Raw genomic sequence first — 20,475 nt, 5'->3', positions numbered from 1 at the left:
CAAACGGGCCCTTACAGATGCACGTGCAGGCGCCGCGCCGCCTCCGAGATCGATCCGCTCAAGGAAGGGTAGACGGTAAAGGTGCTGGCGACGTCGTCGACGTGCAGCTTCTGCTTCACCGCGATGGAGATCGGGAAGATCAATTCGGACGCGTTCGGTCCCACCACCACACCGCCAATGACGGTGCCCGAGCCCTTGCGGGCGAAGATTTTCACGAAGCCGTCCCGGTGGTTGCGCATCTTGGCGCGGGCGTTGCTGCGCAGCGAGAGCTTGATGATGTCGCCCTGGTATTTGCCGGAGTCGATCTCGGCCTCGGAAACCCCGACATTGGCAATTTCCGGCGAGGTGAAGATGTTGGACGCCACCTGGTGCAGCTTGAGCGGGGTAACGGTGTCGCCCATGAAGTGGGCCACCGCAATGCGTCCCTGCATCGCCGCCACGGAGGCCAGCGGGAGCACGCCGGTGCAGTCGCCCGCGGCGTAGATGTTGGGCGCGGAGGTGCGTGAAACGCCGTCGACCTTAATGTGGCCGCTCTCGCTGAGCGCCACTCCGGCCTCCTCGAGGCCGATTCCGGCCGTGTTGGGGATGGAGCCCAGGCACAGCAGGCAGTGGCTGCCGGTGACCTTGGACCCGTCGCTGAGGGTGACCAGCACGCCGTCGTCCGTTCGTTCCACGCTCTCGGCCCGGGAACGGGACAGGACGCGGACGCCGCGGCGCTCGAACACTTCCTCCAGCACCACTGCAGCATCCACATCGGACCCGGGAAGCACGCGGTCACGGCTGGAAATCAGCGTCACCTTGGACCCCAGGCCGTTGTACGCGGAGGCGAATTCGGCGCCGGTGACACCGGAACCCACCACAATCAGTTCCTCGGGCAGTTCATCGAGGTCGTAGATCTGAGTCCAGTTGAGGATCCGCTCGCCGTCCGGCCTGGCCGTGGCAAGCTCGCGCGGATGGGCACCCACTGCGAGCAGGATGGTGTCCGCTTCAACTGTTTCGGTGCCCTCCGCCGTGAGGACCTCGATGGTGTGGTCGTCCACCAGGCGGCCGGACCCTGCAAGGATCCGAACTCCCTGGTGCTCCAGCCCGTCATGGATGTCCTTGGACTGGCTGCGCGCCAGGTTGAGCAGGCGGTCGTTGATGTGCTTGAGGTCGGCGCGCATCACCGGGACAAAGTCGCCGCCGTCGACGTCGAATTTCACTCCCAGCTCGCCCGCCTCGCCGACGCGCGTCATGAGGTCCGCGGTGGCGATCAGGGTCTTGGACGGGACGACGTCGGTCAGCACGGCTGATCCGCCCAGCCCGGCCCGCTCGATGATGGTGACCTGCGCCCCCAGCGAGGCGGCCACCATGGCGGCTTCGTACCCCCCTGGACCACCTCCGAGGATTGCGATCCGGGGCGAACTGAAATCTGGATGCGTAGTCACAATCAACCATTCTCCCTGCAACTGCCCCGCACCGCCAAAGAAAACGGTCTCTCAGAAACCGGCAGCGGGGCGGGCGGCCAGGACAGGCGGCCAGTGTGGGCGCCAGCGCAGGCGGCAGGATAGCTTGTACCAGTGAGTACAACTGACTTCCTGAACACCAATCCCTTCGCGGCCGCACATGCCGCCGCCGACTACATCGCCGAGGAAACAGGCGTGGACAGCCACGACGTCGCCCTGGTGCTCGGCTCCGGTTGGGCTGAGGCGGCCGACCTGATCGGCGAGACCACCGCGACCCTGTCCGCGGAAGAGGTTCCCGGCTTCCATGCGCCCGCGGTGGAAGGCCACGTGGGCACCATCCGCTCGGTGCTGACCAAGGGCGGCAAGAGGGCCCTGGTCCTGGGCGCAAGGACGCACTACTACGAGGGCAAGGGCGTGCGCGCGGTAGTGCACGGCATCCGCGCGGCCGCGGCGGCCGGCTGCAAGACCCTGGTGCTCACCAACGGCTGCGGCGGCCTCCAGGAAAACTGGACCCCGGGAACCCCTGTGCTGATCAGCGACCACATCAATCTCACCGCCGCCTCCCCGCTGGAAGGCGCCACCTTCGTGGACCTCACGGACCTTTACTCGGCGCGCATCCGGGGCCTGGCCCGCGAGGTCGACGCCTCCCTTGAGGAGGGCGTGTATGCGCAGTTCCCCGGCCCGCACTACGAGACGCCGGCCGAGGTGCAGTACGCAAAGCGCATCGGCGCGGACCTGGTGGGCATGTCGACGGCGCTGGAGGCTATCGCAGGGCGGCACGCAGGGATGGAAGTGTTCGGCATCTCGCTGGTCACCAACCTTGCCGCCGGCATCAGCCCCCGGCCCCTGAGCCACCAGGAAGTCATCGAGTCCGGACAGGCGGCGGGGCCGCGGATTTCCAAGCTGCTTGCCGAAATCATCGCCCGGCTCTGACGCGGGACAGCGCTGCAGTGAATTTCCGCTTTCCGAGGGAGGCGGCACAGCTTCGGCGGCCAATGACGATAGCGTTATGCCCATGACGTCTTCCGATGCCGATTTCCGCCTGCTCAATGAAGCCCGCGAATGGGCTGCCCAAGACCCGGATCCCGCCACATCGGCTTCCCTCCTGGAACTCGTCCAGCTCGTCGACAACGGCGTTCCCGCCGCACGCCAGGAGCTGGCGGACAGCTTCCGCGGCACACTGGAGTTCGGAACGGCGGGGCTCCGGGCCGCCCTCGGTCCGGGCCCGAACCGGATGAACCGTGTGGTGGTGCGGCGGGCCGCTGCCGGCCTCGCGGACTTCCTGCTCTCGGCGGTAGCCGACGCCTCGCCGGGCACGCGGCCGCGCGCCGTCGTCGGCTATGACGCCCGGTACAACTCCGACATCTTCGCGGAAGAAACCGCAGCCATTTTCACGGCCGCCGGAATCGAGACCTTCCTGATGCCCGCGGCGCTGCCCACTCCACTGCTGGCCTACGCGGTCCGGGCGCTGGAGTGCGACGGCGGGGTCATGGTGACTGCCAGCCACAACCCTCCGCAGGACAACGGCTACAAGGTGTACCTGGGCCGCCACGCCGTGGCGGACAGCGGCAACGGCGCCCAGATCGTGGCCCCCTACGATGCTGAGATCGCAGCCCGGATCAACGCCGTGGGGGCGCTGGAATCCATCACCCTGGCCCCTGCCGGCTGGACCGTCCTGGACAGCTCCATTGCGTCGGACTACGAACGGGCAACCGCCGGGCTTGCCCTGCCGGACCACTTCCCGGCCCGCGACCTGCGCATTGTCCTGACCCCCCTGCACGGCGTGGGCGGCGGGACCGCACTGGCCGTTCTGAACGCGGCAGGTTTCAGGGACATCACGCTGGTGGCCGAACAGGCCGAGCCGGACCCGGACTTTCCCACTGTCAGCTTTCCGAATCCGGAAGAACCCGGGGCCCTTGACCTGGCGCTGGAGGCCGCTGAGCGGCAGGCCGCGGACATCGTGATCGCCAATGATCCGGACGCCGACCGGGCCGCCGTTGCGGCCAAGGATCCGGACACCGGGGCCTGGCGGATGCTCCGCGGGGACGAAGTGGGCGCGCTGCTTGGCGCGCACATAGCCGCCCGGCTGGCCGCAGGGCGGGGGAAGGACGACGGCGGCGCGGACGAGGGCGCCAAGGGAGTGTTCGCGAATTCGATCGTGTCCTCCAGGCTGCTGGCCCGCATCGCTGCGGCAGCCGGATACGCGCACCAGGAGACCCTCACCGGGTTCAAGTGGATTTCCCGGGTTCCCGGGCTGGTGTACGGCTACGAGGAAGCGCTGGGATACTGCGTGGCGCCGGACCTGGTGCGGGACAAGGACGGCATCTCGGCTGCCCTCCTGATTGCCGAACTTGCCGCGGCCGCCAAGGCTGACGGCAAATCCGTCTTTGACACCCTGGACGAGCTCTACCTGCAGCACGGCCTGCACGCCAGCGACCAGCTCAGCATCAGGGTTGCGGACCTGGGGCTGCTGGACGCCATGATGAACCGGCTGAGGGTTTCCCCGCCGGAAACGTTCGGGTCATCCGCAGTTGAGGTTTATGCCGATCTGGCCGAGGGCAGCGACGGGCTTCCGTCCACTGACGGCCTGCTGTACGTGACCCGGGACCTCACCAGGGTGATCATCCGGCCCAGCGGCACCGAGCCCAAGCTCAAGTGTTACCTTGAGGTTATCCACCACGTGGGGTCCGCGGCCGAACTGCCCGCCGCCCGGCAGGCGGCGCGGGCGGCGCTGGACGAGGTGCTCCGCGACGTCAGCGAAGCCCTGGGCCTCTAGTCCCTGCTACAGCTCGATCTCCACGACTCCGCCTGCGATCCGGGTCGGGAACGTGGCAAGGCTCAGGCCAGGGGTGCTGAAGCATTCACCGGTTTCAAGGTCGTAGACCTCTTTGTGGAGCGGCGAAGCGATGGTGGGACGCTCGCCTCGTGAGCCCAGGATTCCGCGTGCCATGACATGGGCGCCCGTTGCAGGGTCCTCATGGGCCACCGCGAAAACCTCGTTGGCGCCGGTACGGAAGAGTGCAACCTGGCGTCCCGCGATCAGGGCGGCTTCGCCCCAGGCAACCTCCAAGTCGTCCAGCCGGCAGACGGCGTGCCAGCCGGCGATGCCGGAGACAGCCTCATCCATGCCGGCTTCCAGTGCCCCGAGTTCCAGTGTTGCCGTCATGTCCGGCTCCTCTCCCTGTGCGTGTAATCCTTCTCAATGGCCACCTCTGCGGCCGTGATCCACGCTAGGCCCGCGGTGTTTCAAAGGGATGCAGTGAATGTGTCCACAACGTAAAAGACACCTCACGCGGCCGGAAATGCGTTCGTGATGCAGAAGTTAAGTTGACGAAACAATCGGGAAACTGAAGCGAAACTGCGCCTCCCTATTCTGAATGGACAGCTCGTCAGAGAAGGCTGCAGGAAAACTGCCTGCGGCCCATGCGAAAGGCCCATCAGTGACCGAACAGACTTCAAGCACAGAGACTCCGCGCCGCATCGTCGTCGCCGGCGGCGGCCCCGCGGCCCACCGTTTTGCGGACGCAATGCATGCCCGTGGCCTCGATGGCTGGCATGTCACTGTCCTCACTGAGGAAGCCCATCTCCCCTACGACCGGGTGGCCCTGTCCAAGGCGCTCACAGACAAAGATGTCGACCTGACGCTGGGGACCGCGTCCATGTGGGAGCATCCTTCCCTGGAGCTCAAGACCGGCGAGCGTGTCGTCAAGATCAACGCCGAAGCCAAGAGCGTGGAAACCGCTGCCGGCAACGTCTTCGAGTATGACGAACTGGTGGTGGCCACCGGCTCGAACGCCGCACGCCTGCCCATCCCCGGCGCCGAGCACACGCACGTCTACCGCACGCTCGAAGACGTATGGGCCATCAACGAGGCCATCGCCGGGCTGAAGGAGAAGCTGGGCCGCAAGGTCAACGCCGTCACCATCGGCGGCGGGCTCCTGGGACTCGAATCGGCAGCCGGCACCGAGCAGCTCGGCGCCAACCCGATCGTCATCGACGGCTCCCAGTGGCTGATGGCCACCCAGCTGGACGAAGGCGCGGGCCAGGCAATGGGGCGGCTCATCAAGGCCAAGGGCTTCGAGGTCCACGGCGGCGTGTTCCCGTCCGAGGTGCTTTCGGACGACGACGGCCAGGTCACCGGTGTCCTCATGGCTGACGGCCGCATCATCGACGCGGACATGGTCATTGTGGCCATCGGCGTCCGGCCCCGCGACGAACTCTTCCGCGCCGCCGAGGGCGAGGAACAGGTGTTCAGCCTGGGTCCCCGCGGCGGCGTGGTCATCAACGACTACTGCGAAACCGAAGTGCCGGGCATCTGGGCCATCGGTGAAGTGGCCAATTACGGCGGCATGTGCCTGGGCCTGGTTGCCCCCGCAAACACCATGGCGGAGATTGTGGCCGACCGCCTGCACGGCGGGGACGCCACGTTCCCGGGCTTCGACACCGCCACCAAGCTCAAGCTCTCCGGCGTGGACGTGGCCAGCTTCGGTGACGCGTTCGCCAAGACCGAGCACGCCCTTGAAATCGTTTATGCCGACCCGGCCCGCGGCGTGTACCAGAAGATCGTCACCACCGACGACGCCAAGACCCTGCTGGGCGGCATCTTCGTCGGCGACGCCACACCGTACATGAGCCTGCGGCCGCTGCTGGGCCGCGAGCTTCCTGCCGAGCCGGGCGCCTTCCTCAGCGCCGCCGGCGGCGGCGACGCTCCAGAAACCGAACTGCCCGACGACGCCACCCTGTGTTCCTGCAACAACGTCACCGCCGGAAGCATCCGCGACGCCATCAACGGCTGCGGCGCCTGCGAGGGCAACGCCCCCGTCCAGGAACTGGGTGAGCTGAAGGGCTGCACCCGCGCCGGAACCCAGTGCGGTTCCTGCGTGCCGATGCTCAAGAAACTGCTGGAAACCGAGCTCACCAAGTCCGGCGTCGAGGTTTCCAAAGCACTCTGCGAGCACATCGAACTGTCCCGCCAGGAACTGTTCGACGCCATCCGCGTCCTGGAGCTGACCTCCTTCGAAGAGATCATGGCCAAGTACGGTACCGGCGCCGGCTGCGACATCTGCAAGCCCACCATCGCCAACATCCTGGCCAGCCAGAACAGCGCCTATGTCCTGGACGCCGGCCGCGGCACCCTGCAGGACACCAACGACCGCGCCCTGGCCAACATGCAGAAGGACGGCACCTACTCGGTGGTCCCCCGCATCGCCGGCGGCGAAATCACCCCCAAGAAGCTCGGTGTCATCGCTGCCGTAGCCGAGAAGTACAACCTGTACACCAAGATCACCGGCGGCCAGCGGATCGACATGTTCGGCGCCCGGCTCGAGCAGCTGCCGGAGATCTGGAAGGAACTCGTGGACGCCGGCTTCGAATCCGGCCAGGCGTACGGGAAGAGCCTGCGTACGGTGAAGTCCTGCGTCGGATCCACCTGGTGCCGGTTCGGCGTCCAGGACTCGGTGGCCATGGCCATCCAGCTCGAACTCCGCTACCGCGGCCTCCGCAGCCCGCACAAGCTCAAGATGGGCGTCTCCGGCTGTGCCCGCGAATGCGCCGAAGCGCGGGGCAAGGACGTCGGCGTGATCGCCACCGCGGACGGCTGGAACCTGTACGTCGGCGGCAACGGCGGCGCCACTCCGGCCCACGCCCAGCTGCTGGCCAAGGACCTGGACGACGAGACCCTGATCAAGTACATCGACCGCTACTTCATGTACTACATCCGCACCGCGGACCGCCTGCAGCGCACGGCGCGCTGGCAGGAAGAGCTCGACGGCGGCATCAAGCACGTTGAAGACGTGGTGGTCAAGGACACCCTGGGCATCGCCGCGGACCTGGAAGCCGCCATGGCCAAGCACGTGGACACCTACGTTGACGAATGGGCAGACACCCTCAAGGACCCCGAGCGCCTGCGCCGGTTCCGCTCCTTCGTCAACGCCCCCGACCAGAAGGACGACTCCATCACCTTCGTCCCGGACGAGCGCGGCCAGATGCGCCCCGCAACCGCGGAGGAAAAGGCGGCAGCCGCCCAGCAGCCAGTCCTGATCGGGGCCTCCATCCCCGTCCGGCCCAGCAACGAGAACGAGGTATAGGCATGCAGCTCAGCATTGATCTGACCGGCCGGGAAGTCCTGGTCACCGGCTCCGACTACGCTGCCCGCCAGGCCGTCCGCCGCTACGAAGCGGCAGGCGCCGTCGTCTACCGCCTCAGCACCCCCCAAGGGGCAAGCCATGACGGTCCGCTGCCCGAACGCCCCTTCCTGGTGGCGGCAGTCGACGACGGACAGCCCGGCTGGGAGGCCCTGCTGGAGCGGTGCCGCACCACCGGCATTCCGGTGGCAGCCGAACCGGCAGCCGGCCCAGCTGGCCATGTCACGCTGGTGGGCGGCGGACCCGGAACCACCGAACTCCTCACGGTCGCTGCGATCAAGGCCCTGCGTGATGCCGACGTCGTCTTCTATGACCGGCTGGCCCCGTACCAGGAGCTGCCGTCCATGACCTCGGCCGAACTTGTGGACGTCGGGAAGAAGCCCGGCCACCACAAGGTGAGCCAGGGGGACATCGAGAAGCTCATGGTGGAAAGTGCCCTGGCCGGCAACAACGTGGTCCGCCTCAAGGGCGGGGACCCCTACGTGTTCGGCCGCGGCGGCGAGGAAGTTGCCGCCTGCGTCGCCGCCGGCGTCAAGGTCCGCGTCATCTCCGGGGTCACCAGCGCGATCTCCGTCCCGGCCGCCGCCGGGATCCCGGTGACCCACCGCGAAGTCAGCCACATGTTCACCGTGGTCTCCGGCCACGCGCCGCTGACCGAAAAGGAGCACAAGCACCTGGCCGGGCTGGGCGGGACCATCGTGGTGCTGATGGGCATCGGAACCCTTCACCAGCTGGCCGCTGGACTGCGCAGGGCGGGGATGCGCGCTGACATGCCCATGGCCGTCGTCGAACGCGGCTACCGCCCCGGCCAGCGCACCACCATCGCGGACCTTGGCACGATCACCTCGGCCGCTGCCGGATGCAGCAACCCTGCCGTGCTGGTCATCGGCGAGGTGGTTCGGGTGGCTGAGGCCAACCGCGGGCATGCCGAGGCCGCCGCCGACCTGGACAGGCTGGCGGCCTCGCTGCTGGGTTCATGAAAGGATTGACCCCCATGACTGCACTTGCACCGGCCGAAGCACCTCAGGTCGAACAAAGGGCTGGCGAAGCACCGGACACCGCCGAGTCGCCCCTGGAGGGCTTCCGCATCGGCGTGACCTCGGATCGCCGCTCCAGCGACCTCATTGAGGCCCTGGAGCGCCGCGGCGCCGACGTGCTGCACGCCCCCGCGCTGAAGATCGCCCCCGTGCAGGAGGACATGCGCCTCATCGAGGACACCAAGGCCATCATCGCCGCCAGGCCGGACCTCTGCATCGCCACCACCGCCTACGGCATGCGCCGCTGGTGCGAGGCAGCGGATTCCTTCGGGATCGGCGAGCAGCTGCTGGACACCCTTGGCGCCTGCCGGATGTTCGTCCGTGGACCCAAAGCCCGCGGCGCCGTGCGCGCGGCCGGCCTTGCCGACGTCGGAATCAGCAGTGACGAAACCACCGCAACATTGGTGGACATGCTCCTCAACGAGGGCGTCCGGGGCAAGACGGTCGCCGTGCAGCTGCACGGCTACACGGACGTTCGGCAGCTGGAGCGCCTGCGGATGTCCGGCGCCACAGTCCTGACAGTCACGCCGTACCGCTGGGTAAAGCCCGACGGCGAGGACCGGCTTCCGCGGCTCATTGAGGCTGCGTGCAGCGGAAACCTGGATGTCCTCACCTTCACCAGCGCGCCCGCCGTCGATGCCCTGTGGAGCACCGCCCACGAGATGGGCGTGTACAAGCAGCTGATCGAGAGCCTGAAGACAAACGTCACCACTGCCGTGGTGGGTCCGGTCACCGCGCAGCCGCTGCTGGATGCCGGAGTAACCCCGCTGATCCCGGAGCGCTTCCGGATGGGCGCCCTTATCCGCCTGGTGTGCGAACACCTTGCCCTGAACCACGTGCGCCGCCTCGACACCAGGTCAGGCAACATCGAGCTGCGCGGCCGAAGCCTCCGCATCAACGGCCAGGTCGTGGAACTGGCGCCCGCTCCCCTGCTGCTCCTGCGGGCCCTGCTCGGGGCGGGCGGCGCCGTCCTGTCCCGCGAATCGCTGTCCGACCTGCTGGAACTGCGCGGTTCCGTCCACGCGCTGGACATGACGGTGAGCCGGCTCCGTTCGTCCCTGCCTGACGGGCGGCTGGTGGAGACCGTGGTGAAGCGCGGCTACCGGATCCGCGTCTAGCCTGGCCGGAGCCGGGCCCTAATGTGTCAGCCGCACGCGTGGATGAGAGGCAGGTCACGGGTTCTGTTACCGGCCGGTAAATACTGGCGAACACAGCCCTGACAAACAGCAACTGCGGGGAAACACCCCGGAAAAGGCGCGGGCCTACGCTGGTTCCATCACGAAGTTACGGCCGTTCCCGGCCGCCAGCGAAAGGGCCACCACATGTCCGCTCCGGCACCCTCCACCACCACCGCGCCCGCCACCCGCATCGTCATCGCCGGCGCAGGGCCGGCTGCCCGGGCACTGGTCAGCCAGCTTGACCGGGCCCGCTTCACCGGCACCATCACAGTCCTGAGCAACCGGGACGACACCCCGGCGGAACTGCTGGAGCTGGCGATGCTGCCCCAGGTTTCCGTGCGGTTCGGACAGCCGGCCAGCCACATCGACGCCGTGAACCGCACGGTGGCCACGGCGGACGGCATGGAATTCGCCTACGACCAGCTGGTCATCGCCACTGGCTCGGCGCCCGTGGCCAGCCCCGTCGAGGGAGCGGGCCAGTGCCTGAGCTACTCCACCATCGACGACGCCGCCCGCGTCGGCGAGGCCGTGAGCCAGGTGGCCAGGGAGCTGGGCCGGCGTCCGCTGGGAATCCTGGTGGGCACCGGCGCCGCAGCCGGCCAGGCGGAGGCGGTCCTCCGGGCCCGCGGCGTGCGGCCCATCCGCACCACGGCCCGGCCGGTCTCCGTGATCCCTGCCCCATCAACCTCGGGCTTTGCAGCCTCCGGCGTGGTTTTCGAGGACGGCAGCAGCATGTACGGCGACCTGGTGGTCCTGGCCGAGGAACGTGAATCCCGGGACGACCTCGCCGCCAGTGCGGGCCTGGAGACGGCGGCCACCGGCGGGATCGTGATCAGCCATGACTTCCGGACGTCCGTGCCGGGCATCTGGGCCCTCGGAGATGCCGCAGCGTTCGACGGCGTCCGGCTGGGCCTGCTGGTGGCCGCCGCTTCCGCTGCGGGCGCCTGTGCCACCCAGCTGCTGACGGCTGCCTCCGCTCCAGTTCCGCTGCAGGCCGCCGCCTGAACAGCAACGCGGGGTCACTCCCGGCCCGATAATCACCCCGTACCGGGCGGAAAGTGACCCCGCGTTGCCGTTGGTCCGGCTGTGGCAAGATGGTTCCGAAACGAGTCGCGGGCGTTACAACGCCCGGCCAACAGGCCCTTGGAGAGGACCATCATGAGCAACGAAGCCACCCCTTCCGTTCAGGCTGCAGCCACCGGCGCCGCAGGCTCCGGCAGCATAGCGTCCTTCATCGACCACACGCTGCTGAAGCCGGAGGCCAGCGAGACTGACGTCCTCAAGGTCTGCGCGGAAGCAGCCGAGTACAACTTCAAGTCCGTATGCGTCAACCCCATCTGGGTCAAAACCGTGAAGAAGGCCCTCAAGGGATCCGGCGTCCTGACCTGCTCGGTGGCGGGGTTCCCGCTGGGCGCCACCCCCACCGACGTCAAGACCTTCGAAGCCCGCGGAGCGGTGCTGGACGGGGCGGACGAAGTGGACATGGTCATCAACATCGCAGCCGCCAGGGCCGGGGACAAAGGGGCGCTTGTCGAGGACATCGCCTCGGTGGCGGATGCCGTGCATGCCAGCGGGGCCATCCTGAAAGTCATCATCGAAACCGCGCTCCTCACCGACAGCCAGAAAGTCCTCGCCTGCCAAGCGGCAGTGGAGGCAGGCGCAGACTTCGTGAAGACCTCAACGGGGTTCAATGGCGGCGGCGCAACGGTGGAGGACATCGCACTGATGCGCAGGACTGTGGGGCCCGGCCTGGGCGTCAAGGCCTCCGGCGGGGTGCGGTCCCTTGCAGACGCGCAGGCTATGATTGCAGCAGGTGCAACACGTATTGGTGCCAGCTCCGGAATTGCCATCGTCAAGGGTGAACAGGGTTCATCCGGCTACTGACGGCAACCGGACGCCGCCACAGATTGAGCCCCGCGGGGCCGAGGAGGAACGAATGTCCAGCAAGATTATGGCGTCCAACGACGGCACGGATTCCGGCCGCGGGGCACAGCAGGGTACGCTGCAGACCCCGCAGAACGAAAACAAGCTGGGAACCAGCGTCCTCCTTTTCGTGGTCATGATCGCGCTGTTCTTTGGTGCCGTGTACTCGCTTTCCTTCCTCACGCTGGACAACCCCTGGCCGATGGCTGTCTGCATCTTGCTGTTCGCCCTGGCCTTCTGGATTCCGCAGACCGTCCTGGGACGTTCCGACTCCGCCGGCGAGCACTAGCCCACCCCGCCACGAACCCCTGGACAGTTCACACCGTCCGGGGGTTTCGTCATTCGCCCGCCGCTACGCTCGGGTCCCTACAGCCACAGCCGGGCCCACGCCAGCGCTGTGTCCGCCGCGCGGCCCCAGTGGCTGTGCGCTATGGACCAGCCGGCCATGCACATCCCCACCATGGCGTAGGCGCTCACCGGGATCAGGACAAGCCACTCGCGTTTTGACCCCGCCCGGCCCAGCAGCGGGAGGGACAACGCACCGTTGGGCCGCCAGACCTGGCGCAGCAGCGGCACCCGCCGCAGGGGTTTGGGCGGCCTGACCACCAGCGGCCACAGCAACGGCACGCCTCCCGTGGTGACCAGGTCACCCACGATATGGACCACAACGCCGGTCAGCATCGAAACCGGGAGCCAGGTCCACTGGTCCGGGGCGAACCAGGTGACCAGGCCCGCCATGGTCAGCGCGAAGATCCAGTTGCTGATGAAGCCCGCCTTCGGAAAAAGCTTCAGTGCCTTGGCCGCGATGTTGATCATGAACATGCACAGCAGCCCCGCCCCGACGGACAGCAGTCCCCAGTCCGTCTGCAGCTGGAATTGCCCTGCAAGGGTGGCGAGAAGGACAAAGAAGGCCGCCCCGAGGACGGAGTGCGTGCCCTGGCGGTGCCCGCCGCTGGCGTTTTCAATCCCGACGGCGATCACATTGGACAGCGGCGGCAGGGAATTCGCTACCGTGCTGTGCCGGTGGTCCCAGTCGCACACCAGGGCGGTTCCCGCCGTCGCCATCCCGCCGATCAGGATGCCCGTGGCGTCCAGCGGGTACCAGCCAAGCGTGTACGGCCCCGTCGAGGCAATAGCCACCCACGCCGCGGCTCCCGACGCGGCGTGGTGTCCTCCCATCAAGTGCTAACTCCCGGTCGGCGAGACAGAGACCGGTTGGTCCGTGAAGATGTTCCGGATCACGCCGTTGGCCCATTCCAGGATTTCCGCATCCTGCAGGTCCCTGCCCCCGATCCTTGCGGTCTTGGGCTTGGGGATCAGCACGGCATCAAGAGCGGGCTTGGACTGGGATCCCGGGTACATCCGGTTCAGGCGCATGACCTTGGATTCGGGAAGGGCGGCCGGGGAGAACTTGATGAAATTGCCCTGGAGGGCAACATCGGACAGCCCCGCCTCGCGGGCGCCCACCCGGAAGCGGGCCACGGCCACCAGGTTCCGGGCCGGCAGCGGCGGCTCGCCGTACCTGTCAACAAGTTCGGCGAGGACTTCGTCGATCGCCTCATTCGTGAGGGCTGCCGCCAGCTTGCGGTACGCCTCCAGGCGGAGCCGCTCCCCTGGCACGTAGTCGTGCGGGAGGTGGGCGTTGACCGGCAGTTCAATCTTCATCTCGGCGGCCTTCTCCTCGGCCTCGCCGCGGAAGTCAGCCACGGCCTCGCCCACCAGGCGGATGTACAGGTCGAAGCCCACGCCCTGGATGTGCCCGGACTGCTCGCCGCCAAGCAGGTTTCCGGCGCCGCGGATTTCCAGGTCCTTCATGGCGAGTTGCATGCCGGCACCGAGCTCGTTGTGGGTGGCCACGGCCTTGAGCCGTTCCAGCGCCACCTCACCCAATGGCTTCTCGGACGGGTAGAGGAAATAGGCGTAGGCGCGTTCCCGGCCGCGGCCCACGCGGCCGCGGAGCTGGTGGAGCTGGGACAGGCCGTACTTGTCCGCGCCGTCCACGATCAGGGTGTTGGCGTTGGAGATATCCAGCCCGGTTTCGATGATGGTGGTGCACACCAGGACGTCAAAGCGCTTCTCCCAGAAGTCCACGATGATCTGCTCGAGGCGGCTTTCGGACATCTTGCCGTGCGCCACCTCCACGCGCGCCTCCGGAACCAGCTCGCGGATCTTGGCTGCCGTCCGTTCGATGGTGGACACCCGGTTGTGGACGAAGAAGACCTGGCCCTCGCGCATCAGCTCCCGGCGGATGGCCGCGGAGGTCTGCTTGTCCGTGTAGGGACCCACGTAGGTCAGGACCGGGTGCCGTTCCTCCGGCGGGGTGGCAAGGGTGGACGTCTCGCGGATCCCCGTCAGGGACATCTCCAGGGTGCGCGGGATAGGAGTTGCGCTCATGGCCAGCACGTCCACATTGGTGCGCATCTTCTTGAGCGCTTCCTTGTGCTCCACGCCGAAGCGCTGCTCCTCGTCCACGATCACCAGGCCCAGGTCCTTGAAGGCAAAGTCCTTGGACAGCAACCGGTGCGTGCCGATGACGACGTCCACCGAGCCGCTCTTGACGCCCTCCATGGTCTCCTTGGTTTCCTTTGTCCCCTGGAACCGGGACAGTGCCTTGACCCGCAAGGGGAATCCGGAGAACCGCTCGGTAAACGTCTCGTAGTGCTGCTGGGCCAGCAGCGTAGTGGGCACCAGCACAGCCACCTGCTTGCCGTCCTGCACTGCCTTGAAGGCTGCGCGCACGGCAATTTCCGTCTTGCCGTAGCCCACGTCCCCGGAGACCAGCCGGTCCATGGGGATCTCCCGCTCCATGTCAGCCTTGACCTCGTTGATGGTGGTGAGCTGGTCCGGCGTCTCCACGTAGGGGAAGGCTTCCTCAAGCTCGCGCTGCCAAGGAGTGTCCGGGCCGAAGGCATGCCCGCGGGACGCCATCCGGGCCGAGTACAGCCGGATCAGCTCGCCGGCGATCTCCTTGACGGCTTTCCGGGCCTTGGACTTGGTGCTGGCCCAGTCAGCGCCGCCCATCTTGCTCAGGACCGGGGTGTCGCCGCCCACGTAGCGGGTCACCTGGTCCAGCTGGTCCGTGGGAACGAAGAGCCTGTCCCCCGGCGCGCCGCGCTTGGACGGCGCGTACTCGAGGACCAGGTACTCGCGCACCCCGTCACCGCCGCCGGCAACCTTACGCTGCAGGAGTTCCACGAACCGGCCGATGCCGTGCTGCTCGTGGACCACGTGGTCCCCGGCCACGAGCTGCAGCGGGTCCACGGCGTTGCGCCGCTTGGACGGCATCCGTCGCATGTCCTTGGTGGAGCCGGCGGAGGTCCTGCCCAGCAGGTCGGCTTCCGTGAGCAGGCCCAGCTTGAGCCCGTCCAGGACAAAACCGCGTCCGACGGCGGCAGTGGTCACCTCGATGATGCCCGCCTGGGGCTCGTGGTCCAGGCTGTCCACCCGGGCGCAGGGGATGTCGTTCTCGTGGAACAGCTCCGCCAGGCGCTGGGCAGGTCCGGGGCCTTCGGTGGCGACAACGATCCGCCACTGGTCGCGGACATGTGAGCCGATGAAGTCCATCATCTCGGCCACATCGCCCTGGTAGCCGCGGGGTTCCCGGGCATGCAGGTTCAGGACGTCGATGTCCGGGAGAAGTTCCTCGTCCTGCGCCAGCGACGTGATGGACCACCAGGACACCCCGTGGTCCAGTGATGAAGTGCGCGTTTCCGTGAGGGAGCGGAAGCTGGCGGAGTGGAGTGCGGCGCTTGCCTGCGAGCTGAGATCCAGCGGCGCCGTCCCGCCGTCCGAGGCGGTGGACCAGGCGGCCTCGAGGAATTCCTCGTTGGTGGCGGCGAGGTCGTGGGCCCGGGTGCGGACCTTCTCTGGTTCAATGATGACCGAAATGGAGCCTGCTGGCAGCTGCTCCACGAACGGGACCATGGAGTCCACCAGCACGGGTGCCAGGGATTCCATGCCCTCCACGGTGATGCCGCCGGCGATCTTTTCCAGCATGTCGGCGGCTGCCGGGAGCTGCGCCTTGAGGGTTGCTGCCCGGGACATTACGGACGGGGTGATGAGGATCTCCCGGCACGGCGGGGCATGCAGTTCGGTGGGGTGGTGCAGGCCGGGCGAGGACAGCGAGCGCTGGTCTGCTACCGCGAACCAGCGCATCTGGTCCACTTCGTCGCCGAAGAACTCGACGCGGATGGGGTGGTCCTCAGTGGGCGGGAAAACGTCGATAATGCCGCCGCGGACGGCGAACTCCCCGCGGTGCGTCACCATGTCCACCCTGGCGTAGGCGGCGTCCGCGAGGCTCCGCACCACCTCGGTGAAGGGTTTCTCCTGGCCCACTTTCAGTGTGACCGGGACCAGCTCGCCCAGGCCGGCCACCACCGGCTGGACCACGGCGCGTACGGGTGCCACCACCACCCGCAGCGGACCCGACGCGGAGGTTTCCGGATGCGCCAGGCGGCGCAGGACGGAGAGGCGGCGGCCTACGGTGTCCGAACGCGGCGAGAGGCGTTCGTGCGGGAGGGTTTCCCAGCTGGGGAATTCGGCTATGCAGTCTGCGGGAAGGTACGCCCGCAGCGCCGCCGTCAGGTCCTCGGCCTCGCGGCCTGTTGCGGTGACGGCAAGAACGACGCCCGGCCGGCCGTCGTCGTGCCCTTCGCCTGCGGCGGCTGCCACGCCGTCCGCCATCTCGGCAAGAAGCAGCGGGCGAAGCCCGGCGGGTGCGCTGATCTGGTAGTCCTGGCCCCGGACCTCGAACCCGCGGGCGGCCTCGGCGCGGACGCGTGCGAAGGTCTGGTCCGCGGCGAGGGCGCGGCGCAGTCCGTCCAGCGACGGGCCTGTGCTGGAGTGGCCGGCGTTGGACGGGCCTGGAAGGCTCATGGCAGAAAGCTCCTGTGGTGTGCAACGGAAGGCAGGCAACGCGAAAACCCGAAATTCTCTTCGAATCCCGGGTAAACCCAGCCTACCGCGCAGCAGCGACAATGGGAGCCGGCCCGGGGATAGGCTGGCAGGGCGGGGCCCATTGGCACAACGGCCCCAAAGAACGGGCCGTCCAATCGGCAGGCCGCTCCGAATGGCCTGTGGACACTAAGGAGTCAGCATGACCGATCCCAGCAACACCGCCCGCGCCTCCAGGACGGTCCTGGTTACCGGGGCTACCGGCTATATCGGCGGCCGGCTGGTGCCCAAGCTCCTCGAGGCCGGCCATACGGTAAAGGTCCTGGTGCGCTCACCGGACAAGATCGCCGGGGTGCCGTGGCGGGACCGGGTGGACGTCGTGGAAAGCAGCCTCGACGACGGCGACGCCCTCCGCCAGGCGCTGGCCGGCGTCGACGTCCTGTATTACCTGGTCCACTCGATGGCAGCAGGTGCCGGCTTTGAAGCGAAAGAGCAGGCGATGGCACGCACGGCCGCGGACGCCGCGGCCGCGGCCGGCGTTGGCAGGATTGTCTACCTGGGCGGGCTCCATCCCGCAGGCGTGGAGCTGTCCACCCACATGCGGTCCAGGGAGGCAGTGGGCAAGGTGTTCCTCGACAGCCCCGTGGACGCCATCGTGCTCCAGGCAGGGGTGGTCATCGGCTCCGGATCGGCGTCCTTCGAGATGATCCGCCACCTCGCCGAAACCCTCCCCTTGATGCCGGCGCCCAGCTGGGTCCGGAACCGGATCGAGGCCATCGCCGTGCGCGATGTCCTCTACTACCTGGTCGCCGCCGCCTCGCTGGCCGGCCCGCTCAACCGTGCGTTCGACGTCGGCTGCCGGCAGGTCCTCACCTACGCCGGGATGATGCAGGAGTACGCCGCCGAGGCCGGCCTGCCCTACCGCCCGGTGCTGGCACTGCCGATCCCGGCGCCCAAGCTGGCCGGCATGTGGGTTGCCCTCACCACGCCCATCCCCTTGCCCATGGCCATGCCGCTGGTCCAGTCCCTGCAGCACGATGCCGTCTCCGACGAGCACGACATCGACCAGTACATCCCGCAGCCCGACGGCGGCCTGACCGGCTATCGCACCGCCGTCGCCCTGGCGCTCGGCAAGGAACGTGACGGACAGGTGGAAACCACCTGGGCAAACGCCGGCGCTGCGTCCGATCCCCTGCCCAGCGACCCCGAGTGGGCCGGCCACAAGGTGTACATCGATGAGCGGACGTTCCACGGCGACGTGGAGCCCGCGAAGGTGTGGACGGTCATAGAGGGGATCGGCGGCCGGAACGGCTGGTACTCCCTGCCGCTGGCATGGCAGGTGCGCGGCTGGCTGGACAAGCTGACCGGGGGCGCCGGGCTCCTCCGCGGCAGGCGGCATCCCCACACGCTTGCGGCCGGCGAGGTGGTGGACTGGTGGCGTGTTGAACGGATTGACCGCGGCAGGCTGCTGCGGCTCCGCGCGGAAATGCGCGCCCCGGGCCGCGCCTGGCTGGAACTCTCCGTGGAGCCCGACGGGAACGGCAGCCGCTACCGGCAGCGGGCCGTTTTCTTTCCTAAAGGACTCAGCGGCCGGCTGTACTGGCTGGCCGTCCTTCCGTTCCACAGCCTGATCTTTCCCGCCATGGCCAGGAACATCACCAGCGCCGCACGGGAGATCGCGGATGCGGAGCGTACGGCAAGGACACCGTAGGATGTTTGGAGCCTAATCCGACCCCCACGTCCCAGGAGGACCCATGGCCTTGAGTGCAACCACCACCCTTCCCCACTCCGTCGACAGCGTCGCAGCTGTGCTGGTGAACGAGGATTTCCAGCGCCACGTCAGCCAGCTGGTGGGCGGCTCGCTGGAGTCATTCACCGTGGACGGAGACGTCGCCGGAGCATTCAGCGCCACGTCCGTGCGGACCCTTCCCACCACCCGCCTCCCCGAGATTGCCCGGAAATTCGTGGGCGAGCACCTCAAGGTCACCCAGGTGGAGAACTGGGACGCTCCCGCCGCGGACGGCTCACGCCAGAGCAACATCTCGCTGAAGATTGCCGGCGCCCCCGTGGACGTCACCGCCGTTCAGCGGCTGGTGGCAGACGCCGGCGGAACCCGTGTGGAGCTTGAGGGTGCCGTGAAGTCGTCCGTTCCGTTCCTCGGCGGAAAGATCGCTGATGCGGCGGAGCCGATGGTATCCAAGGCCCTGAACCTCCAGGCCAAGCAGGCGCAGGCCTGGCTGGAAAGCCACTAGTTCATGGAGCTGCCCGTCTTCGCTTCACTGGTCCTGATCATTGCTGGAGTATGGTCCCTTGTGGTCTGGCCCCAGTTCCTGCGCCGGGTCATGAAGGATCCGCGCGCCAGGGACTCCGCCGGCAAGGCCACAAAGTTCCTCACCGTCCATGTGGTGCTGGTGGGCGTCTCCATGGTGCTTGGCGCGGCCACTGCCGTTATCGGCATCATGGCGCTGGCCGGCTAACGGACTGCAAAAGGAAGGCCCTCGTCCCGCTGAACTGCTCCCCGAAAGTTGGACTGAAAATTCAGTTCTGACTTACGGGGAGCAGTTCATGTTTAAGAGCAGTTCGTTGTCTGAGAAGCAGCGCGATGCCGCGGTGGCGTTGTTTGAGATCGGTTGGGGCTCGAGAGCTGTGGCCACAAGGCTCGGTGTGGGTCGGAAAGCTGTCCTCCGCCTGCACGACAGATGGCGCGTTCGTGGAGATACTGCTCTTGTGACCAAGCCAAGCAGCCGCGTGTATCCATTCGAGTTCAAGCTCAACGCTGTGCAGCGGTATATCGCCGGCGAGACCAGGGTCGCCTTGGCCAAAGAGCTCGAACTGTCCTCGCCACATCTGATAGCCGTGTGGGCGGGGCAGTACCGTGCTCAGGGCGAGGAAGGCCTTCGTCCGAAACCTAAAGGCCGCCCAAGGAAGAATCCAGATACGCCGGCGCAGCCGGAACCTGAGCTGCAGCGGCTGCGGCGTGAGAACGAACGGCTGCGTGCAGAGGTGGCTTTTCTGGGAAAAGTAAACGCCTTGAGGGACGAGGAACGGCGCTAAAGGTTCGTGCTGTCATCGCTCTCAAGGCTGAACACCGATTGGAAGTCCTCCTGGAGGTAGCCGGGTTGGCCCGGTCCACGTTCTTCTATCACCAGTCCCGACTTAGTGGACCGGATCCACGAGCCGCCTTGAAGGCCGCTATTACGGGGATTTTCACGAAAAACCATGGCCGGTACGGGCACCGTCGGGTCCACGTTGAGCTGGTCAAGCAAGGGTGGAGGGTCGCCAAAAAGACCGTGCTGAAGGTGATGCGTTCCCTGCGGCTGGTCTGCAAGGTCCGGAGCAGGAAGCGGTACAACTCCTACCAGGGCGAGCAGGGCGTCGTGGCCCCGAACCTGCTGAAGCGGCAGTTTGAAGCGGATGCTCTAAACCAGAAATGGGTTACCGATGTGACCGAGTTCAGTGTCGGTGACCGGAAGCTCTACCTCTCACCGATCATGGACCTTTTTAACCGTCAAATCATCTCCTACACCATTGGCACATCGCCCAACCTGGAACTGGCCAACGCCTCGCTGCGCGGCGCGCTGGCCACACTGGAAAACGGGCAGAAACCCCTCGTTCACTCCGACCAGGGATTCCAATATCAGCACAACTCCTGGCGCACACTCTTGGCGAACGCCGGCGCGGTCCAGTCGATGTCCCGCAAAGCTAACTGCTACGACAACGCTGTCATGGAGAACTTCTTCGGCCACCTGAAGGAAGAGCTCTTCCACCGCGTCCGGTTCCTCAACACCGATGCACTCGCATCAGCGCTGCACGAGTACATGCACTGGTACAACACCGAAAGAATTTCGACCAAGCT

Annotated in this window: 17 protein-coding genes; 13 read left to right on the top strand and 4 right to left on the bottom strand. The window is 67.1% G+C overall.

Annotated elements, in window-relative coordinates:
* Positions 1-11 precede the first annotated feature (11 nt).
* Complete coding sequence (locus Q9R30_RS04130) at positions 12-1,427, bottom strand: NAD(P)H-quinone dehydrogenase (protein ID WP_311216859.1); 1,416 nt, start codon at positions 1,425-1,427, stop codon at positions 12-14.
* A gap of 132 nt (positions 1,428-1,559) precedes the next feature.
* On the opposite strand from Q9R30_RS04130, the gene Q9R30_RS04125 reads away from it, so the two are divergent.
* A complete protein-coding gene (locus Q9R30_RS04125) occupies positions 1,560-2,378 on the top strand; it encodes a purine-nucleoside phosphorylase (protein ID WP_311216858.1) in 819 nt (272 codons plus the stop codon).
* A gap of 82 nt (positions 2,379-2,460) precedes the next feature.
* Positions 2,461-4,221, top strand: a complete 1,761-nt coding sequence (locus tag Q9R30_RS04120) for a phospho-sugar mutase (RefSeq protein WP_199775346.1) — start codon at positions 2,461-2,463, stop codon at positions 4,219-4,221.
* 6 nt (positions 4,222-4,227) lie between these two features.
* On the opposite strand, the gene nirD is transcribed toward Q9R30_RS04120, so the two are convergent.
* The gene (gene nirD / locus Q9R30_RS04115; RefSeq protein ID WP_311216857.1) at positions 4,228-4,611 is read right to left on the bottom strand and encodes a nitrite reductase small subunit NirD; all 384 of its coding nucleotides are present in this window, start codon (positions 4,609-4,611) and stop codon (positions 4,228-4,230) included.
* A gap of 274 nt (positions 4,612-4,885) precedes the next feature.
* Here nirD and nirB point away from each other — a divergent pair, with 274 nt between their 5' ends.
* From nirB to Q9R30_RS04085, 6 genes are all read left to right on the top strand, one after another.
* Positions 4,886-7,531, top strand: coding sequence for a nitrite reductase large subunit NirB (gene nirB / locus Q9R30_RS04110; RefSeq protein WP_311216856.1), 2,646 nt, complete (start codon positions 4,886-4,888; stop codon positions 7,529-7,531).
* Positions 7,532-7,533: 2 nt separating this feature from the next.
* On the top strand, positions 7,534-8,568 hold the full coding sequence (cobA, locus tag Q9R30_RS04105; protein WP_104997267.1) for a uroporphyrinogen-III C-methyltransferase: 1,035 nt from the start codon (positions 7,534-7,536) through the stop codon (positions 8,566-8,568).
* Positions 8,569-8,582: 14 nt separating this feature from the next.
* Positions 8,583-9,743: a uroporphyrinogen-III synthase gene (locus Q9R30_RS04100; RefSeq protein WP_104997266.1), complete on the top strand. Its 1,161-nt coding sequence runs from the start codon at positions 8,583-8,585 to the stop codon at positions 9,741-9,743.
* Between the two features lie 204 nt (positions 9,744-9,947).
* Positions 9,948-10,808 carry an FAD-dependent oxidoreductase gene (locus Q9R30_RS04095; protein WP_311216855.1) on the top strand — a complete coding sequence of 287 codons (861 nt, stop codon included), beginning with the start codon at positions 9,948-9,950 and terminating at the stop codon, positions 10,806-10,808.
* Positions 10,809-10,961: 153 nt separating this feature from the next.
* Positions 10,962-11,687, top strand: a complete 726-nt coding sequence (gene deoC, locus Q9R30_RS04090; protein ID WP_311216854.1) for a deoxyribose-phosphate aldolase — start codon at positions 10,962-10,964, stop codon at positions 11,685-11,687.
* 52 nt (positions 11,688-11,739) lie between these two features.
* On the top strand, positions 11,740-12,015 hold the full coding sequence (locus tag Q9R30_RS04085) for a hypothetical protein (protein ID WP_311216853.1): 276 nt from the start codon (positions 11,740-11,742) through the stop codon (positions 12,013-12,015).
* A 77-nt stretch (positions 12,016-12,092) separates the two neighbouring features.
* Here Q9R30_RS04085 and Q9R30_RS04080 read toward each other — a convergent pair whose 3' ends face one another.
* Together Q9R30_RS04080 and mfd are read right to left on the bottom strand one after the other, a co-directional pair.
* Positions 12,093-12,905 (bottom strand): metal-dependent hydrolase, encoded by an 813-nt coding sequence (locus Q9R30_RS04080; RefSeq protein WP_104997263.1) that lies wholly within the window; start codon positions 12,903-12,905, stop codon positions 12,093-12,095.
* A 6-nt stretch (positions 12,906-12,911) separates the two neighbouring features.
* The gene (mfd, locus tag Q9R30_RS04075) at positions 12,912-16,601 is read right to left on the bottom strand and encodes a transcription-repair coupling factor (protein ID WP_311216852.1); all 3,690 of its coding nucleotides are present in this window, start codon (positions 16,599-16,601) and stop codon (positions 12,912-12,914) included.
* 220 nt (positions 16,602-16,821) lie between these two features.
* Here mfd and Q9R30_RS04070 point away from each other — a divergent pair, with 220 nt between their 5' ends.
* The 5 genes from Q9R30_RS04070 to Q9R30_RS04050 all read left to right on the top strand — a co-directional run.
* On the top strand, positions 16,822-18,330 hold the full coding sequence (locus tag Q9R30_RS04070) for an SDR family oxidoreductase (RefSeq protein ID WP_311216851.1): 1,509 nt from the start codon (positions 16,822-16,824) through the stop codon (positions 18,328-18,330).
* Positions 18,331-18,373: 43 nt separating this feature from the next.
* Complete coding sequence (locus tag Q9R30_RS04065; protein ID WP_104997260.1) at positions 18,374-18,871, top strand: DUF2505 domain-containing protein; 498 nt, start codon at positions 18,374-18,376, stop codon at positions 18,869-18,871.
* A gap of 3 nt (positions 18,872-18,874) precedes the next feature.
* Positions 18,875-19,096, top strand: coding sequence for an SCO4848 family membrane protein (locus Q9R30_RS04060; RefSeq protein WP_104997259.1), 222 nt, complete (start codon positions 18,875-18,877; stop codon positions 19,094-19,096).
* 250 nt (positions 19,097-19,346) lie between these two features.
* Positions 19,347-19,673 (top strand): helix-turn-helix domain-containing protein, encoded by a 327-nt coding sequence (locus Q9R30_RS04055; protein WP_311216850.1) that lies wholly within the window; start codon positions 19,347-19,349, stop codon positions 19,671-19,673.
* Between the two features lie 38 nt (positions 19,674-19,711).
* Positions 19,712-20,475, top strand: a 764-nt coding sequence (locus tag Q9R30_RS04050; protein WP_311216849.1) for an IS3 family transposase, incomplete at its 3' end; no start/stop codon positions are given.

Source organism: Arthrobacter sp. AB6 (assembly GCF_031844545.1).
In the GTDB taxonomy this organism is placed as follows: domain Bacteria; phylum Actinomycetota; class Actinomycetes; order Actinomycetales; family Micrococcaceae; genus Arthrobacter.
Note: the sequence above shows the minus strand (reverse complement) of the source record. Positions and strands in the feature narration are given on the sequence as shown.

Coding starts and splice junctions, on each gene's coding strand:
- cobA (WP_104997267.1), top strand. CDS start 7,534: ATGCAGCTCAGCATTGATCTGACCGGCCGGGAAGTCCTGGTCACCGGC.
- Q9R30_RS04060 (WP_104997259.1), top strand. CDS start 18,875: ATGGAGCTGCCCGTCTTCGCTTCACTGGTCCTGATCATTGCTGGAGTA.
- Q9R30_RS04070 (WP_311216851.1), top strand. CDS start 16,822: ATGACCGATCCCAGCAACACCGCCCGCGCCTCCAGGACGGTCCTGGTT.
- Q9R30_RS04095 (WP_311216855.1), top strand. CDS start 9,948: ATGTCCGCTCCGGCACCCTCCACCACCACCGCGCCCGCCACCCGCATC.
- Q9R30_RS04085 (WP_311216853.1), top strand. CDS start 11,740: ATGTCCAGCAAGATTATGGCGTCCAACGACGGCACGGATTCCGGCCGC.
- Q9R30_RS04065 (WP_104997260.1), top strand. CDS start 18,374: ATGGCCTTGAGTGCAACCACCACCCTTCCCCACTCCGTCGACAGCGTC.
- mfd (WP_311216852.1), bottom strand. CDS start 16,601: ATGAGCCTTCCAGGCCCGTCCAACGCCGGCCACTCCAGCACAGGCCCG.
- nirD (WP_311216857.1), bottom strand. CDS start 4,611: ATGACGGCAACACTGGAACTCGGGGCACTGGAAGCCGGCATGGATGAG.
- Q9R30_RS04100 (WP_104997266.1), top strand. CDS start 8,583: ATGACTGCACTTGCACCGGCCGAAGCACCTCAGGTCGAACAAAGGGCT.
- deoC (WP_311216854.1), top strand. CDS start 10,962: ATGAGCAACGAAGCCACCCCTTCCGTTCAGGCTGCAGCCACCGGCGCC.
- Q9R30_RS04120 (WP_199775346.1), top strand. CDS start 2,461: ATGACGTCTTCCGATGCCGATTTCCGCCTGCTCAATGAAGCCCGCGAA.
- Q9R30_RS04080 (WP_104997263.1), bottom strand. CDS start 12,905: ATGGGAGGACACCACGCCGCGTCGGGAGCCGCGGCGTGGGTGGCTATT.